Here is a 15,490-nt window from a genome sequence, read left to right on the forward strand (position 1 = left end):
CCTAGATGACGGTTCTTCGTGGGCGATACTGGGATCGAACCAGTGACCTCTTCCGTGTCAGGGAAGCGCGCTACCGCTGCGCCAATCGCCCATGCTGCTGCATGTTTTACTACGAGGTGGGGACGGGATTCGAACCCGCGTAAACGGCTTTGCAGGCCGTTGCCTCGCCTCTCGGCCACCCCACCATAACCAAGTTGAATAAACCTCTTGGAATGATCGGCAAGCCGATCCGGTGAATCTAATGCGAGTGGACAACGAGGTTCGAACTCGCGACCTCGACCTTGGCAAGGTCGCGCTCTACCAGCTGAGCTATGTCCACATGTAAGAAGTGCAATCCGCCTGGAATGTTTCCGTTCCGTTTAGCTGCGTTCCAACGAGTAAAAACTCTATACGAACATTCACCAAAGTTCCAAATCGGCGGATTCTGGGAGTCGTTTTTGACAAATATCCGTGTGATCACGGGGTTTCCGGATTGCAGAGTAAAACCCGGAAACCACAAAACGTCGCCGGAACATGGAAAAATCGTTCTCATGACTTCTCCAGCGCTGGCCCAGCAGACAGATTTTGGGCGCATGTATGCCAGAAAAATAGGCGAACTTCCGGAGGTTCCGTCGATCACCACGGTGATCGGGCAAGAAAAGATGGACTTGGACGGTTGGATAGGTCACATGGCCGCCACAGCTGTCGTGCAGGATCCTCGGCTGGGGGAGGCAGTTGGGAACCCCGCCAAGCTCAAGGCCCTGGCTCGGCAAGCCTCCAGTGCTGCCGTCCAATACCGCGACAGCGCAGCTGCTCGAGGGGATCGCGTCCACCAATACTGCGAAGAAATTGCCCTTCGGGCGATGGGCAAACCGCACCAGGCGGCACAGGCCCGGGAGGCACTGGCAGCCAACGGCGAGGAAGCCTTCGCCGGCCACTTCGATGACTGGTGGGACACCTACCAGGTGCAGCCGCTCGCCGCCGAGGTCACGGTATGGAACGCCAGTGTTGGATACGCGGGAACCCTTGACCTGGTGGCGACCCTCGGTGGGCGCCTCTGCCTGATCGACTATAAGACCCGCGGAACCGGGCGTGACGGGCGGGTCAAGTCGCTGGATCCAAAGGTGATCATGCAGCTGGCGGCCGGTGCCAAAGCCGAGGAAATGGTCCTCGATGCCGCGGCCGGGACTTGGGAACCGTGGAAATACTCACAAGACCCCATGCTTCTGGGGGTGGCCATCGGTGAAACCGAAGTACAAACCGTGATGGCCAATCCGGACGTCCTGCCCGCGTACTGGTCGAAGTTTTGGTCGCTGCGCCAGCTCTGGGGAGCCACGCAGCGCGTCAATGGGGCTGGCCCGGCGCTGCGCGAGGTAGGCCCCCCGCCGCCCGCGACCGCCCAATCCGGTCGGTAGACTGTTCACTGGGACACTGCAGATAGGCGTCAGGTCGGAATTCACGGTGCTGCACCGGCGTCCCCGTCCATCCACAGCACATTGCCGGAAGCACTCCGGCCGAAGGGAGATGCGGACCGCATGGCCGTATTAGGCATTCGCATTGTTGGCGACCCGATCCTGCGAACACGCGCGGACGAAGTCACCGAGTTCGGGCCCGAACTACGCAAGCTCGTCTCCGACATGGACGAAACCATGGAGAACGTTGAGGGTGCTGGTCTGGCCGCACCTCAGGTCGGGGTGTCGCTTCGAGTCTTCACCTACCAGATCGCCGGCAAACGCGGACACCTGATCAATCCCGTGCTCGAGCTCGGCGACGAAGAACAGGACGACGTGACCGAAGGCTGCCTGTCCATCCCCGGTTTGGGATACCCGGTGCGCCGCCGCCAATGGACCCGCGCCTCGGGCATGGACGTGGATGGAAACCCTGTGGTCGTGGAGGGCGAAGGATTCCTGGCCCGCTGCCTGCAACACGAGACCGACCACCTCGATGGCATTCTCTACATCGACAGGCTCGAGGGCGAGATGAAAAAGGATGCCTTCCGCAAACTCCGTGATGCCAACTACAACCGCGTCGCTGCCAGCACCGTGACCCAGCGCAGCTCGGCCCTGGGTTCCAGTTTCGGTGCCGGCGCGAGCTTCGGGCACCAAGGATGAGGGTCCTGTTCGCTGGCACCCCGCAGGTCGCCGTGGCATCTCTTGACCAACTCGTCAACGATGGATTCGACGTCGTGGCAGTGCTCACCCGCGAAGACGCGCCGATCGGACGCAAACGGGTCATGACCCCCTCCCCGGTGGCGGCCCGCGCCGCGGAGCTGGGCATCGAGATCATCCATGCCAACCGCATTGACGAGGTCACCCAAGAACGAATCGCCGCGCTGTCGGCAGATATCGCTGCGATTGTCGCCTACGGCGGTCTGGTCCCCGAAAAAGCGCTGGGCATCCCGCGGCTCGGTTGGGTCAATTTACACTTCTCGCTGCTTCCGGCCTGGCGTGGTGCCGCGCCGGTACAGCACTCGATCATGTCCGGGGACGATGTCACCGGGGCAGTGACTTTCCAACTGGAAAAGGGTCTGGACACCGGTCCGGTCTTCGGTACCTTGACCGAGGCCATCGACCCTGCCGACACCGCAGGGGAGCTGTTAGGCCGGCTGGCCGTCTCCGGTTCGGTGCTGTTGTCCCAGACACTTTCGGGTCTGGACACCGGCGCCCTGAGGGGCATCCCGCAGCAGGGGGAGGGCAGCTACGCGCACAAGCTGACGCTGGTCGACGGCAAGATCGATTGGAACGCTCCGGCGCTGGCCATCCGTCGGAAAATCAATGGAACCACCCCTGACCCAGGGGCCTGGACCGAACTTGAGGGGCAACGGTTCAAGATTGGTCCGCTGCTCCCCGCCACAGATGTCGATGGTTTGGCCCCCGGCCAGGTGGAAATCACCGCGGGCAAGCAGCCACGCGTCGTCGTGGGCACCGGCTCGCACGGTGTGGAACTTGTCCAGGTGCAGCCACCGGGCAAAAAAATGATGAACGCAGCAGATTGGGCGCGAGGGATTCTCGCCTCCGGAACCGTGGAAAAGGTGAAATTCGCATGAGCGAATTCGGACAGGGACGCTCAGATCGTCCGCGACGCAGCGAACCGAACCGCGGCGGAGGCCAGGAGCGACGCGACGACGCAGGGCGCACCCGCAACCGTGGGGGAGCCGGTCCACGCCAATTCAGCTCCTCGGCGCCTTCGGCCCGAAACCGTCGTGCCGACCAGGCGCGGTTGACGGCCTTCGAGGTGCTGCGCGCCGTCGCCGAAAACGACGCCTACGCCAACCTGGTGCTTCCTGCTCGGATCCGCGAACATCACTTGGACCGCCGCGACGCGGGCTTCGCCACCGAGCTCACCTATGGTGCGCTGCGTGGACAGGGGCTCTACGACGCGATCCTAGCCCGCTGTGTGGACCGCCCGCTGGATCAGTTGGACCCGGCCGTGCTGGACGCCTTGCGTCTGGGCGCCCACCAGCTGTTGGCCATGCGCGTACCCAACCACGCGGCATTGGACGAGATGGTGTCGCTGGCCCGCATGGTCATCGGCGCCGGGGCCTCGGGCCTGATCAACGCGGTGCTGCGCAAGGTCTCGCTGAAAGATCTTGAGACCTGGAGCGAGGAACTTGTCGCTGGGATCACCGATGAGAACGCCGCTGCGGCGCTGGTCCATTCGCACCCCGAGTGGATTGTCCGTGCGCTGCGTCAGGCGCTGGTGGCCCACGGCCGCGACGCCTCCGAAATCACTGAGCTGCTCATCGCCGACAACGTTGCCCCCGTGGTGAACCTCGTGGCGCTGCCCGGCATCGGGTCACTGGATGAGGCCCTTGATCAAGGAGCCGAGCCAGGTACCTTGGTCGCCGACTCGGCTTACTACCAGGGCGGGGACATCGCCCGGTTGGCCTCGGTGCGCGAAGGCAGCACCCGAGTCCAAGACGCAGGTTCCCAGCTGGTGGCTCGGGCATTGGCACAGGTGCCGCTGCCTGACGGCGGAGAAGACACCTACTGGTTGGATCTGTGCGCAGGCCCCGGCGGTAAGGCAGCACTGCTCGCAGCCCTTGCTGATCAGCACGGCGCCAAGCTCACTGCCAATGAACCGACCCAGCACCGGGCCGAACTTGTGTCCAAAGCCCTGATGGCGGTTGACCCGGAAACGTGGATGATTTCGGTGCGTGACGGACGCGAGTACGGAGAATCCGAGTACTCCGGTGGCTACGACCGTGTCATGGTCGATGCCCCCTGCTCGGGCTTGGGCGCGCTGCGTCGTCGCCCGGAATCTCGCTGGCGCAAGACACCACGCGATGTAGCGGAGCTGACCATCCTGCAGGGTGAATTGCTTGACGCGGCACTTTCCGCGGTGCGCGTGGGCGGCGTGGTCGCCTACATGACCTGCTCGCCGCACCCTGCCGAAACCGTGGCGGTAGTCGATGACCTGTTGGCCAGAAACAAAAATGTCCGCTTGATGGACACCGGGGCCGCCCTTGAGGCTGCAGCGTTGCCGGGCCTGGCCTCCGCTGCCCGTCCCTTGGGTGAGGGCAGCACCATCCAGCTGTGGCCGCACATCCACAGCACCGATGCCATGTTCATGGCGTTGTTCACCCGTACCGCATAAGACCGCCGTTCCCCAGCCAGGAGCCAGAAAAACACCATGCGCACTTGCCAGATCAACCCGTCGATCCTTTCTGCGGATTTCACCAACCTCGAGCGTGAACTCAGCCGCATCCACACGGCCGATGCGGTCCACGTCGATGTCATGGACAATCACTTCGTGCCCAACCTGACCCTCGGGTTGCCGGTGGTGAAACGGCTCGGCGAGGTCAGTGCGCTGCCGCTGGATGTACACCTAATGATCAGTGACGTCGACCGCTGGGGTCCCGGGTATGCCGAGGCGGGAGCCGCATCGGTGAGTTTCCATGCGGAGGCCTCGGCCGCTCCGATCAAGTTGGCGCGGGACCTGCGGGCTGCAGGAGCCCGGGCCTCCATGGCCTTGCGCCCGGCTACGCCTATTGAGCCGTACCTGGACATGCTCCCGGAGCTGGACATGGTGCTGTTAATGACGGTGGAGCCGGGATTTGGGGGACAAGCATTCCTCGATGTGGTTCTGCCCAAGATCCGTCGGGCTCGGGCGGCCATCGATGGTTCGGGGCTGCCGATCGCGCTGCAGGTCGATGGCGGGGTCACCCGCGAGACGATCCTGCGTGCGGCTGAGGCCGGGGCCGATGTCTTTGTGGCGGGCTCCTCGGTGTACGGAACCGAAGATCCAGCTGAGGCCGTGGTCACATTAAGAAATCTTGCCGCCGCCACCCCGGTTTCCATGTAATACTGTTAGCTACAACTACACAACGTGCTCCGGGGTCGGTGTAAGTCCGAACCGGCGGTTATAGTCCGCGACCCAAGCGTCAGGGAATTCCTTGGAATTTCCGAAACTTGGTTGAACTGGTGAAATTCCGGTACCGACAGTTAAAGTCTGGATGGGAGAAGCACGTACACGCAACACCAGCGCTCTCGCTAGTGTGCATGGATAGGATTACGAAGAATCCGTAAGGATCTCCTTCGAAAACCGTAAATCCTGCCACACCTGCAGGCCCATACGGTGGAACCGTCGTATCGAACCCCCGGAGTCATCGCGGCTTGACAGGAGGACGATGGATTTTCTGCGGTGGCTCATTGAAGCTTTCAATTCTTACATTACGGTGGGCAGCAGCGCGCTGCTTGTTCGCGAAGTGGTGGGCAACGTCTTTGGACTTGCCTCTGCCCTAGGCGGCATTCGCCGCAAGGTCTGGGCCTGGCCCGTCGGCATCGTGGGGAACATTCTGCTGCTGACGGTATTCCTGGGCAGCATTTTCGGCCACGACCAGACGGCAAACCTGCTGGGCCAGGCCGGGCGCCAAATCATGTTCATTGCCGTGTCCTTCTGGGGTTGGCAACGCTGGAAGGCCAGCCGAGAATCCGGCGGAAGCGCGGTCACCCCGCGCTGGGCCACCGGCACCGAACGCCTTTCATTGGCCGTGGTTATGGTCGTCGGCACCGTTGTCCTGACCCCCATTTTTGGGGCTTTGGGCTCCTACGAACCGGTGTGGGCCGATGCCTGGACGTTCGTCGGGTCGTTGTTGGCCACCTACGGCATGGCCAAGGGCCTGGTCGAATTCTGGTTGATCTGGGTTCTTGTCGACGTGGTCGGGGTGCCGCTGCTCTTCAGTGCCGGCTACTACGCCAGCGCCTTCATGTATCTCTTCTACGGCTGCTTCACTCTGGCCGGGTTCTTCATCTGGTGGAAAGCCAAGAACGACTCCAAGCCCAGCGTTGAAACCGAGATGCCCGATCCCACGGTGAAGGCGAGGACCTGATGGACACCTCACGCACCACCGCCGCCATGCGCCTTGCCCTTGAACTGGCGCGCCGTGGAACCCGCGGCGTCAACCCCCTGGTCGGCGCGGTCATCATGGACGCCGAAGGCACGATTCTTGCCACCGGTTACCATCGCGGCGCAGGAACCCCGCATGCCGAGGCCGATGCTCTGAGCCGTCTCGGCACCCTCGACCCTGCCGCTGCCCAAGCAGCCACCATGGTCGTCTCGCTGGAGCCGTGCAACCACAGCGGCCGGACCGGCCCGTGCTCACGCGCCATCATCGATGCTGGCATCGGAAACGTTGTCTTCGCGGTCTCGGACGGAGGAAAAACCTCGGGTGGGGGAGGCGAAGCCTTGCGGTCGGCAGGCCTCAACGTTGACCACGGCTTGCTCGAGGCAGAAGCTCGAGACCTGAACCACCGGTGGTTCACCGCCCGAGCCCATCACCGCCCATTCACCACCTTGCACCTGGCCCAAACCCTTGACGGCCGTATTGCCGCCAAGGATGGCACCAGCCAATGGATTACCTCCCCGAGATCGTTGCTGCATGCCCATCAGGTGCGCGCATCGGTCGGGGCGATCGTGGTGGGCACCGGTACCGTGTTCGCCGATGACCCGCGGCTGAACGCCCGCAACGAACACGGGGAACCCTTCTCCACCCAACCGCGCCGCATCGTCATGGGTCTGCGCGACATCCCAGCCGACGCGGCGCTGAAAGCCGACAGTAACTGGGAGCAGGTTCGCACCCGCGACCCGTACGAGGTGCTGGCGCTTATTTCCGCACGGGACATCGGACACGTGCTGATTGAGGGCGGGGCCTCCATTGCCACCGCATTCCTCGCCGCGGACCTGGTCGATGAGATCTTCCTCTACCAGGCACCCCTACTGCTGGGTGCCGGCCGCAACAGCGTGGGCGACCTCGGCGTGGAGACCCTTGCTGCGGCCCGCCGTTTCCGGCTCGATCCCATCGACGGCGAAGCGGTGCGACTGCTGGGCCCCGACATCCTCACTCATCTTGAACCTCTGCCGGCCGAGACCGGCACACCCTAAGGACACAACACATGTTCACCGGAATCATTAGCGGCATGGGCCGCATCGAGGCCATCGACGCCACCCCGGAGACCGACTCGGTCATCCTGCGCATCCTGGCCCCGAACCATACCGAGAATCTTGACCTGGGCGGGTCCATCGCCATCAACGGCGTCTGCCTGACCGCCACCTCCATCGCCGGGGACACCCTGTCCCTGGACGTCATGGGCGAAACCTTGCGCCACACCACCATCGGTGCGCTGGAAGTGGGCGAAGCCATCAACCTTGAACGCTGTGTGAAGGCCGGCGGCCGACTCGACGGACATGTGGTCCAGGGGCACGTCGACGGCGTCGGAGAGCTCATCGAGCACGAATCATTAGGCGCCTGGGACCGCTTCCGCTTTGCGATCCCCTTCGAACTGGCCAAATATGTGGCCAAGAAGGGGTCCATAGCCATCGATGGGATCTCCCTGACCGTCACCGAGGTCTCACCGGCCAGCACAAAAGACCAATGGTTCGAGGTCGGGATCATCCCCACCACGCTGCGCGAAACGACCCTAGGCCAGCGCGTACTAGGATCCGCGGTCAACCTCGAAGTCGACGTCATGGCCAAGTACGCCGAACGTCTGGTCTCCTTCACCTCCACCGAAAGCAGCGCATCATGAGCCACGATCCCATTCGCCTTGATTCCATCGAGGCTGCGATCAGTGCCATCGCCGCCGGGCAGGCCGTCGTGGTGGTTGACGACGCCGACCGCGAGAACGAGGGCGACATCATCTTCGCCGCAGAATTCGCCACCCCGGAACTGATGGGCTGGACCATCCGGCACTCCTCGGGCGTGGTCTGCACCCCGATGACTGGTGAGCGTGCCGACGCGATGGGCTTGCCACCGATGGTGGAGAACAACCAAGACGCCAAGGGCACCGCTTACACGGTCTCCTGCGACGCGGCCCACGGCACCTCCACCGGCATCAGCGCCGCGGACCGCGCCCTGACCTCACGTATCCTGGCAGACCCTGCCTCCGGCCCCGAGCTGATCAACCGCCCCGGGCACATCTTCCCGCTGCGTGCCGTCGACGGCGGGGTGCTGGTGCGCCGCGGCCACACCGAGGCCAGCGTCGATTTGTGCCAGGCCGCAGGGCTGGAACCCGTGGGCGTCATCGCCGAGCTGGTGCATGACGACGGATCGATGATGCGCCTTCCGGCACTGCGCGAGTTCGCCGATCTGTGGAACATCCCGTTGGTGAGCATCGAGGACCTGGCCGCCTGGCGCGCCACCTCCGATGCCGAGCCTGCTGTAGGCACCAGCGCCGCCGCGGTGCAGGGTGGTCCGGAGGTCAAGGTCCCCACCCCGCACGGGGAATTCATGGTCCGCGCCTGGCGCGAACGCGGCAATGGCACCGAGCACCTCTCCCTCAGCGCCGCTGGCCCCGACGGCACGATGCCCCGTGAGCCGCTGGTGCGCGTGCACTCCGAGTGCCTCACCGGCGACGTCTTCGGGTCCTACCGCTGCGACTGCGGCGAGCAGCTCGAAGCTGGACTGGCTGCCATCAACGAATACGGCGGGGTGCTGGTCTACCTACGCGGCCACGAGGGCCGCGGCATCGGGCTGGCCAACAAGATCCGCGCCTACGCGCTACAGGACGGCGGAGCCAACACCGTCGCGGCCAACGAACAGCTGGGACTTCCTGTGGACGCCCGGAACTACGACGCGGCGGCAGCGATCCTCAACGCCATGGAGATTCGCCGGATCCGGTTGATCACCAACAACCCGTTGAAGGAAGAATGGCTGGAGAACGCAGGGATCGCGGTCTCCGAGCGCGTCCCCACCCTGGTCGCAGCCCGTCCCGAGAACCTTGAATACCTACGCACCAAGCAAGAGCTGCTGCATCACACGCTGCAATTGCCATCCACCGAAAACACCAACCCAGGAGCAAAATCATGAGCGGACACGGAGCCCCCCTCGTCGGGGCCAACGAACTTGCGGCAGCCGGCGAGGCAGGTGTCAGGGCTGTCATCGTCGCGGCCAGCTGGCACACCCAGATCATGGACGGGCTGGTGGACGGCGCGCTGAGGGCCGCAGCAGACGCAGGGATCAAGACCCCCGAAGTCATCCGGGTGCCTGGGACCTTCGAGCTCCCGGTTGCCGCGTCGCGTCTGGCGCACTCCTTCGACACCGTCATCGCTCTGGGCGTGGTCATCCGTGGCGGCACCCCGCACTTCGACTTCGTCTGCCAGGGTGCCACCATGGGCCTGACCGACGTTTCCGTGCGCACCGGGGTCCCGGTCGGGTTCGGGGTGCTGACCTGCGACACCGAGGAGCAGGCCATCGCCCGCGCGGGCCTCGAAGGCTCCGTCGAGGACAAAGGCTATGAGGCCATGAGTGCCGGGCTGCAGACCGCCTTGGTGTTGGCCCGCCGCTAAAACAGATTGTTTGGCGCCGCCGCCTGCTCCACCGGTACCCGCACGACGGGATCACTATCGCCGGGGGAGCGGGCGGCGGCGTGTCGGGGGTCGGTGGCATCCCGGAAAGGTTCAGTCTTCGCCGAGCCAGCGGCGCAGGCGCGATACCCCATAGTCAGTCTTCTCGTTCGCGATTGTTTCGCTTGCCGCATCGTAGCTGCCGTGGGGACGGACCCCGGCGGCAAAGGTGATATTCAGACGGGCCGCACGATGCGGGCCGAAGGCTACGTAGCAAACTCCGACGCCGTCGTAGCTCAGCGTGCCGGCGGAGCCATGGATGCGTGCGGCAATCGCATCCACCACCACGGCGCCTTGCCCCTCGGCGAAGATCCCGGCCTTGGGGGTTCCGACACTGGTGACATCCCCGATGGCAAAGACATCCGGGTAGGACGTTTCTAAGGTCAGCGGGTCCACGGGGATCCAGCCTTCGAGTGTCATTCCCGATGCGGCAACCACCTTCGGCACCACATGCTGAGGCACCCCGAGGAATAGGTCAAAGGGCATGGTCGTTCCGTCGTCCATCACTAGCTCCTTGCTCGCCGGTTCTAGACGTTGGATCACCTTCTGCGGATGCCAGTCGATGCCATGCTCGGCAAAAGCAGCAAGTATCGCCTCGGAGGCCGCCGGCACCGGCGGCACTGGAGTGCGTAGCGGCATAACCAAGGAAATTTCCGAACGCTCCCGAAGTCCCCGGGAGACCAGAAGGTCATGCACCAGCAGTGCCGCCTCGCTGGGCGCTGGCGGGCACTTGAACGGCGTCGAGGCGACGCCGATGACCACCCGGCCGCCATCGAATTCGTTTAGCGCCTCGCGCGCTGCCAAGGCGCCCGGGATGCTGTAAAACTCATGGCCGCATTCCACTAGCCCGGGCGTCGCCGACGGGTCGAGGTCCGCGCCTAGGGCCACCACCAAATAATCCGCGGCGAAGGAACCTGCATCCGTCTCCACGCGCTTGGCCACCGGGTCGATCGATAAAATAGTGGCGCGCACATGGTTCACCCCGGGTTTGTCGAGCTGGCTGTAGGGGTGACTGGCTTCGGCCTCCGTGAGCCTGCCGAACAGGACGTCAAGCTTCGAGAAACCGAACATGAAATGCTCGTTGCGGTCGATGAGAGTGACGTCGATGTCGGTACCTAGGCGTTCCGAAAGTCCCGCCGCAACCTCAAGTCCGCCGAAGCCAGCACCCAGAACCAAGACCTGCGTAGACATGCGACCAACTCCATTTGTGTGGTGACGAGCTATGTCTGACGGTATGGCGGGCTGATGCCGTGGTCAAGGAGTCGAACTACGCGGAGGTGTCTTTCTGACGCATCGTATCGACCTTCCCGAAGGTATTGACCTGACGCGACAGGGGAGCGTCGGGTAGCGAGCCGAGGGAAGACCTGCACCGGCGCTCAGACAGCTGGGCAGCAGGACTGCGGAGTCGCGCGTGCTGAAATTTGTGGTGTGTGATTCTGCTATAGAGCGGGAAACGACAATTCAAGTTGTCATGAGGGATCCCAAATGTCCTCAACAACGTTCACTTCACCGTACGGACATCCAGCCGTTCGTCGATCAGGGGTGGATGTCGGTGCGGCGCGATCTACCGGTGTTCGACAGCAGGCCGTTGGAAAACGAGCAAGGCGTCGGCGATCAGATCGTGGGGGTACTTATCCCAGAGGATCTCGGTTTCCCCCACGAGGGTGAGGTGACGTCCAAGCGCGCGCTTGCAATCGCGAATCAAGTAAGTGGTGAGGTCCATGTGGTGGATGTCTGCAAGATTCCACACCACGAAGCCATCTGGCGCAATGACCCGCGCGCATTGGGCCGCGATGAGACTGAGCTCTGAGAGGTAGCGGTCGTAGTCTCCGTCATTCTTCTCGTAGGCCGTCAGCGGGTCGGGTTCATGGTTTTCCGCCGTCATGAAGGGCGGAGAGGCGACGATGAGTTTAATAGCTGCGTCGGGCAGGGGAGCCTCGGGGCCGCGGACCAGCTTCAGCAGTTCTCTTGAGTCACCCTCGATAATGTGGGCGTTGGGCACCCGTTCATGGAGGTAGTCCACTCGCTCAGGTAATAGCTCGATGCCGAGGGCTTCCCGCCCCAGCGCGATCGCACGTATGAGGGTGGTGCCGAAACCCGCAAACGGGTCGAAGACCAGGTCGCCTGGTTTGCTGCACCGTTCAATGATGTGGTCCACGATCGATACGACCATGTGCACATCTTCATCCGCTCCCGATGGCCGCTCGGCCACAAACGTGTCGTGCGTTGCGGACAGCTGCGAATCCAGCGGGGATACCTGGGGCATGCTCTCGATCAATTCTTTTCCGAATCCTTCATGATGCGAAGTTTACCCGCCAGGGAGAGGGCTTCATGTACATCTCATGATTCGGGTTGTACACTAATTTCATGACGAGTGTAAGTGTTGCAGATGCGCGTAACAACTTTTCAGACGTGATCGCTCGTTCCCAGACCGAGGCGGTGTTCATCGAGCGTCGCGGTCAACGTGCCGCGGTAGTTATCAGTCCCTCGTACTACGAGCGGATGCTCGAAGCGCTGGAAGACGCTGAAGATGTGGCCGCGTTCGATGATGCGATGTCAGAGGAAGGCCCCAACGTTCCCTGGGCTCAAGTGAAGGCCGATCTGGGCTGGACGTGACCTACCTAATCGAGCTGCGTCCTGCCGCAGCTCGTGCGTTGAAGCGAATCGACCATCAGGATCGCGACCGCATTCGTGGTGCGATCGCACTCCTGGGTGAGGAGCCGCGGCCGCCTAGTGCCAAAGCACTCCAAGGGCGGCCCGGTCTCCGTGTTCGCATTGGAGACTATCGCATCATTTACACGGTCGATGACAACTTTCTCGTTGTCGCGGTGATCACGCTCGGTCACCGCCGTAATGTCTACGAACGTTAGGTTCCCGCAGGTTGGTCCGCGTTTCAAGCACTTCTGTTGGCCCGGTGTGGGTTTCCCCCCGCGCGGACGAATACTTTCAGTACAAGCGCCTTGGAAGAAAGTGATGAGGCTGCCTGCCGCCGTTGTGGCCCGTCACCGAAAGGCTCAGGAGGTTCGGCGCGGCCGCGTCCACCAGAACTCCAGCTGGATGTTATCAGGGTCGCGGAATACCAAGGCCGCGCCATTGGCAGAATCCTGAACGGGTGAGTGGACCACGCCCAGCGCGGTGAGCTGTTCTTCCCACGCATCCAGATCGGTCCGTTCGGCCACGCTGAACCCGATGTGGTCCAGCCCGACGTTTCGGTCGTCGAACCTGGCAACGGGCACCGTGGTGTGCTGGTTCAGCCCGACCACCAGCCCGGTTGCCCGGTGCACCAGCACGATCATGATGCGGTTTTCGAAGTCCGCGCGGCGCACGCGCCGCAGTCCAAGCACCTCGCAATACCATCGGGCACTGGGCTCGGCATCGGATACCGACAAGTCGATGTGCGATGGCGCGCCAAAATCGGGCATGGCCTCCTCCTCTTTCTAGTTCGAGCATAGCCCCACAATATTGCTCAGGGGAGGGGTAATCTCAGCCTCTGTCGGATAGTGATGCCTCGTACGCTTGGCATCCATTGTGTGCGGTCGTCGACGGGCGCATGCTGGAGTTATGGGACTGTTCAAGGCGTCACCGAACCTGCCAAAGCCAATGGCCTACGCCCTTCTGGCCGGCATGTGGTGCGGGCTGCTGGGAGGTGTAGTCGGGTTGCTCATCGGACTCAGTGTCTATCCACCCACGGCTTGGGCTGCGGTGCTTGAGGTGGGCATCCCGGCGGCACTGTTGGGATTTGTCGGCGGGTTGCTCGCAGGCGCCGCGAGGCTCTTCATGGACAGTGGGCGCGGCGCCAAGCCACGTCACTGAACTGGATCGCTGACGTAGTATCTCGCCGGGGTGTTTACCCGCCGGGTCGCAACAACCTCGCGGTGGCGGCCAGCTCGTCCGCGGTGGGCCCGGTTTTGGCTGCCTCGACGAATCCGAACCCGTCGTTCTCCACGCGAGGTACGACATGCAGGTGTGCGTGGAACACCGACTGCGCGGCGATCTTTCCATTGGACATCAACAGGTTGATGCCGTCGCACGGCAGCGGGGATTCGCGCAGGGAATTAGCCACGCGGCGGGCGAGATCGAACATCGCTGCGGAGGTCACTTCATCTAGACCGTGGATGTCACGCACATGCTCCCGGGGGACCACCAGGGTATGACCGGCATTGATGGGCGCCGCGTCAAGGAAGGCCACGCAATGAGCATTCGAGGCCACCACATGCCCTGCAGCGCCGCCTGAAACAATCTCGCAAAAAACACATTGGTCATCCATGAACGAGAGCATAACCCGTGCTCAGGGGCCGGTTGGAGGATCGAATTCATATCCCAGGTCACGGCCGCGTCATGTTGGGCCGACCAGGAGAGTCCTTCGTCACATAAGGGGTGCGGTTGTGAATGCTTTCAACAGGCCAAGATATCCTGACGATGTGAAAACTTTTGACACCCTCTTCGCCGAACTCTCTGAGAAGGCCAAGACCCGCCCCGAAGGTTCGCGAACCATCGCCGAACTGGATTCCGGCGTGCATGGCATCGGAAAGAAAATCGTGGAGGAAGCCGCCGAAGTGTGGATGGCTGCCGAATACGAGTCCGACGAGGCCACCGCCGAAGAGATCTCCCAGCTGTTTTATCACCTGCAGGTGATGATGATCGCCAAGGGCCTGACTCTGCAGGACGTTTACAAGCATCTCTAGCCGCCGCTTTCGGGATAGCTTCTTTTCCCGTGCCGCGGCGGCCAACAAACGCCCATTTGTTGTCCTCATGCCGTAATACCCCCAGAGCCTGAAACGAGAAACGCATCATGTTGCGAGTAGCACTTCCCAACAAGGGAGCCCTTTCCGAAATCGCCTCGACCATGTTGTTGGAGGCCGGATACGTCCAGCGCCGCGACAACCGCGAATTGGTCATGGTCGACCCGGACAATGACGTGGAATTCTTCTATCTCCGTCCCCGTGACATCGCCGTGTACGTCGGCGGCGGGATCCTTGACGTCGGAATCACCGGACGCGACCTGTACCTCGACGCCGAGGTCGACGATCATGTAGACGAGGTGCTGCCGCTGGGCATCGGCAACGCATCCTTCCGCTTCGCCGGCCCCGCCGGTTCCTTCACCCACCAGAACGAGCTCAACGGCAAGCGCATTGCCACCAGCTACGACGCCCTGCTGCGTGCATACCTGAAGACCAACAACATCGTGGCCGACGTGGTCCGCCTCGATGGTGCCGTGGAGTCCTCGGTCCGCCTGGGTGTGGCCGACGCCATCGCCGACGTCGTGGAAACAGGGAACACGCTCAAGGCCGCCGGCATGGAAATCTTCGGGGACCCCATTCTGAAGTCCGAGGCCGTGCTCATCGGCCGCGCTGGCACCAACCCGGCCGGGCTCGAGGTCCTCAAGCGCCGGCTGATGGGCGTGCTAGTGGCCCGCCGCTACGTCATGCTCGACTACGACGTGCGTCGCGACCTGGTCGACGAGGCCACCCGACTCACCCCGGGGCTGGAATCACCCACGGTTTCCCCGTTGCAGGACTCGGACTGGGTTGCGGTGCGTTCCATGGTCAAGAAAAACCAGACCAACAACATCATGGATGAGCTGTACAACATCGGTGCCCGCGCCATTCTTGTCACCAACATCCACGCCTGCCGTATCTAGCCCGGCCGCAGTACCCCTCGAAGAACC

Annotated in this window: 19 protein-coding genes, 3 tRNA genes and 1 riboswitch; of the genes, 15 read left to right on the forward strand and 7 right to left on the reverse strand. The window is 62.9% G+C overall.

Annotated elements, in window-relative coordinates; all coding sequences use genetic code 11:
• Positions 1–19 precede the first annotated feature (19 nt).
• The 3 genes from ADIAG_RS16970 to ADIAG_RS16980 all read right to left on the reverse strand — a co-directional run bounded on the left by ADIAG_RS16970 (position 20) and on the right by ADIAG_RS16980 (position 319).
• Positions 20–91, reverse strand: a tRNA-Val gene (locus tag ADIAG_RS16970).
• A 23-nt stretch (positions 92–114) separates the two neighbouring features.
• Positions 115–185, reverse strand: a tRNA-Cys gene (locus tag ADIAG_RS16975).
• Between the two features lie 61 nt (positions 186–246).
• Positions 247–319 (reverse strand) — tRNA-Gly (locus ADIAG_RS16980).
• Between the two features lie 211 nt (positions 320–530).
• On the opposite strand from ADIAG_RS16980, the gene ADIAG_RS16985 reads away from it, so the two are divergent.
• From ADIAG_RS16985 to ribH, 10 genes are all read left to right on the forward strand, one after another.
• Positions 531–1,394 carry a hypothetical protein gene (locus ADIAG_RS16985; protein ID WP_007272661.1) on the forward strand — a complete coding sequence of 288 codons (864 nt, stop codon included), beginning with the start codon at positions 531–533 and terminating at the stop codon, positions 1,392–1,394.
• Positions 1,395–1,514: 120 nt separating this feature from the next.
• Positions 1,515–2,090: a peptide deformylase gene (gene def, locus ADIAG_RS16990; RefSeq protein ID WP_007272662.1), complete on the forward strand. Its 576-nt coding sequence runs from the start codon at positions 1,515–1,517 to the stop codon at positions 2,088–2,090.
• The gene (fmt, locus tag ADIAG_RS16995) at positions 2,087–3,025 is read left to right on the forward strand and encodes a methionyl-tRNA formyltransferase (RefSeq protein ID WP_007272663.1); all 939 of its coding nucleotides are present in this window, start codon (positions 2,087–2,089) and stop codon (positions 3,023–3,025) included. The genes def and fmt overlap by 4 nt, the downstream gene beginning before the upstream one ends.
• Entirely contained in the window at positions 3,022–4,575 is a 1,554-nt protein-coding gene (locus ADIAG_RS17000) for an RsmB/NOP family class I SAM-dependent RNA methyltransferase (protein WP_007272664.1), read from the forward strand. Before fmt ends, ADIAG_RS17000 begins: the two co-directional genes overlap by 4 nt.
• Positions 4,576–4,611: 36 nt before the next feature.
• The gene (rpe, locus tag ADIAG_RS17005; RefSeq protein ID WP_007272665.1) at positions 4,612–5,283 is read left to right on the forward strand and encodes a ribulose-phosphate 3-epimerase; all 672 of its coding nucleotides are present in this window, start codon (positions 4,612–4,614) and stop codon (positions 5,281–5,283) included.
• A 21-nt stretch (positions 5,284–5,304) separates the two neighbouring features.
• Positions 5,305–5,450: riboswitch (FMN riboswitch) on the forward strand.
• Positions 5,451–5,608: 158 nt separating this feature from the next.
• The gene (pnuC, locus tag ADIAG_RS17010) at positions 5,609–6,310 is read left to right on the forward strand and encodes a nicotinamide riboside transporter PnuC (RefSeq protein WP_007272666.1); all 702 of its coding nucleotides are present in this window, start codon (positions 5,609–5,611) and stop codon (positions 6,308–6,310) included.
• A complete protein-coding gene (gene ribD / locus ADIAG_RS17015; protein WP_007272667.1) occupies positions 6,310–7,362 on the forward strand; it encodes a bifunctional diaminohydroxyphosphoribosylaminopyrimidine deaminase/5-amino-6-(5-phosphoribosylamino)uracil reductase RibD in 1,053 nt (350 codons plus the stop codon). Before pnuC ends, ribD begins: the two co-directional genes overlap by 1 nt.
• A gap of 11 nt (positions 7,363–7,373) precedes the next feature.
• Positions 7,374–8,006, forward strand: a complete 633-nt coding sequence (locus ADIAG_RS17020; protein WP_007272668.1) for a riboflavin synthase — start codon at positions 7,374–7,376, stop codon at positions 8,004–8,006.
• Positions 8,003–9,286, forward strand: coding sequence for a bifunctional 3,4-dihydroxy-2-butanone-4-phosphate synthase/GTP cyclohydrolase II (locus ADIAG_RS17025; protein ID WP_007272669.1), 1,284 nt, complete (start codon positions 8,003–8,005; stop codon positions 9,284–9,286). Before ADIAG_RS17020 ends, ADIAG_RS17025 begins: the two co-directional genes overlap by 4 nt.
• Positions 9,283–9,765, forward strand: coding sequence for a 6,7-dimethyl-8-ribityllumazine synthase (ribH, locus tag ADIAG_RS17030; protein WP_007272670.1), 483 nt, complete (start codon positions 9,283–9,285; stop codon positions 9,763–9,765). The genes ADIAG_RS17025 and ribH overlap by 4 nt, the downstream gene beginning before the upstream one ends.
• 111 nt (positions 9,766–9,876) lie before the next feature.
• Here ribH and ADIAG_RS17035 read toward each other — a convergent pair whose 3' ends face one another.
• Together ADIAG_RS17035 and ADIAG_RS17040 are read right to left on the reverse strand one after the other, a co-directional pair.
• Entirely contained in the window at positions 9,877–11,013 is a 1,137-nt protein-coding gene (locus tag ADIAG_RS17035; protein ID WP_007272672.1) for an NAD(P)/FAD-dependent oxidoreductase, read from the reverse strand.
• Between the two features lie 373 nt (positions 11,014–11,386).
• Entirely contained in the window at positions 11,387–12,100 is a 714-nt protein-coding gene (locus tag ADIAG_RS17040; RefSeq protein ID WP_235045951.1) for a DNA methyltransferase, read from the reverse strand.
• Between the two features lie 89 nt (positions 12,101–12,189).
• On the opposite strand from ADIAG_RS17040, the gene ADIAG_RS17045 reads away from it, so the two are divergent.
• Complete coding sequence (locus ADIAG_RS17045) at positions 12,190–12,438, forward strand: type II toxin-antitoxin system Phd/YefM family antitoxin (RefSeq protein WP_007272674.1); 249 nt, start codon at positions 12,190–12,192, stop codon at positions 12,436–12,438.
• Complete coding sequence (locus ADIAG_RS21060; RefSeq protein ID WP_083874236.1) at positions 12,435–12,692, forward strand: type II toxin-antitoxin system RelE family toxin; 258 nt, start codon at positions 12,435–12,437, stop codon at positions 12,690–12,692. Before ADIAG_RS17045 ends, ADIAG_RS21060 begins: the two co-directional genes overlap by 4 nt.
• Positions 12,693–12,836: 144 nt before the next feature.
• Here the strand turns inward: ADIAG_RS21060 and ADIAG_RS17055 are convergent, their stop codons facing one another.
• Positions 12,837–13,244: a VOC family protein gene (locus ADIAG_RS17055; RefSeq protein ID WP_007272675.1), complete on the reverse strand. Its 408-nt coding sequence runs from the start codon at positions 13,242–13,244 to the stop codon at positions 12,837–12,839.
• Positions 13,245–13,383: 139 nt separating this feature from the next.
• On the opposite strand from ADIAG_RS17055, the gene ADIAG_RS17060 reads away from it, so the two are divergent.
• Complete coding sequence (locus ADIAG_RS17060) at positions 13,384–13,635, forward strand: hypothetical protein (RefSeq protein ID WP_007272676.1); 252 nt, start codon at positions 13,384–13,386, stop codon at positions 13,633–13,635.
• 34 nt (positions 13,636–13,669) lie between these two features.
• Here the strand turns inward: ADIAG_RS17060 and ADIAG_RS17065 are convergent, their stop codons facing one another.
• The gene (locus ADIAG_RS17065) at positions 13,670–14,101 is read right to left on the reverse strand and encodes an HIT family protein (RefSeq protein WP_007272677.1); all 432 of its coding nucleotides are present in this window, start codon (positions 14,099–14,101) and stop codon (positions 13,670–13,672) included.
• A 142-nt stretch (positions 14,102–14,243) separates the two neighbouring features.
• Between ADIAG_RS17065 and ADIAG_RS17070 the strand changes: the two genes are divergently transcribed.
• Both ADIAG_RS17070 and hisG read left to right on the forward strand, forming a co-directional pair.
• Complete coding sequence (locus ADIAG_RS17070; protein WP_043475721.1) at positions 14,244–14,507, forward strand: phosphoribosyl-ATP diphosphatase; 264 nt, start codon at positions 14,244–14,246, stop codon at positions 14,505–14,507.
• Positions 14,508–14,614: 107 nt separating this feature from the next.
• Positions 14,615–15,463: an ATP phosphoribosyltransferase gene (gene hisG / locus ADIAG_RS17075; RefSeq protein ID WP_007272679.1), complete on the forward strand. Its 849-nt coding sequence runs from the start codon at positions 14,615–14,617 to the stop codon at positions 15,461–15,463.
• The last annotated feature ends 27 nt before the right edge of the window (positions 15,464–15,490 follow it).

Source organism: Paeniglutamicibacter gangotriensis Lz1y, assembly GCF_000348945.1.
GTDB classification, from domain to species: Bacteria; Actinomycetota; Actinomycetes; order Actinomycetales; family Micrococcaceae; genus Paeniglutamicibacter; species Paeniglutamicibacter gangotriensis.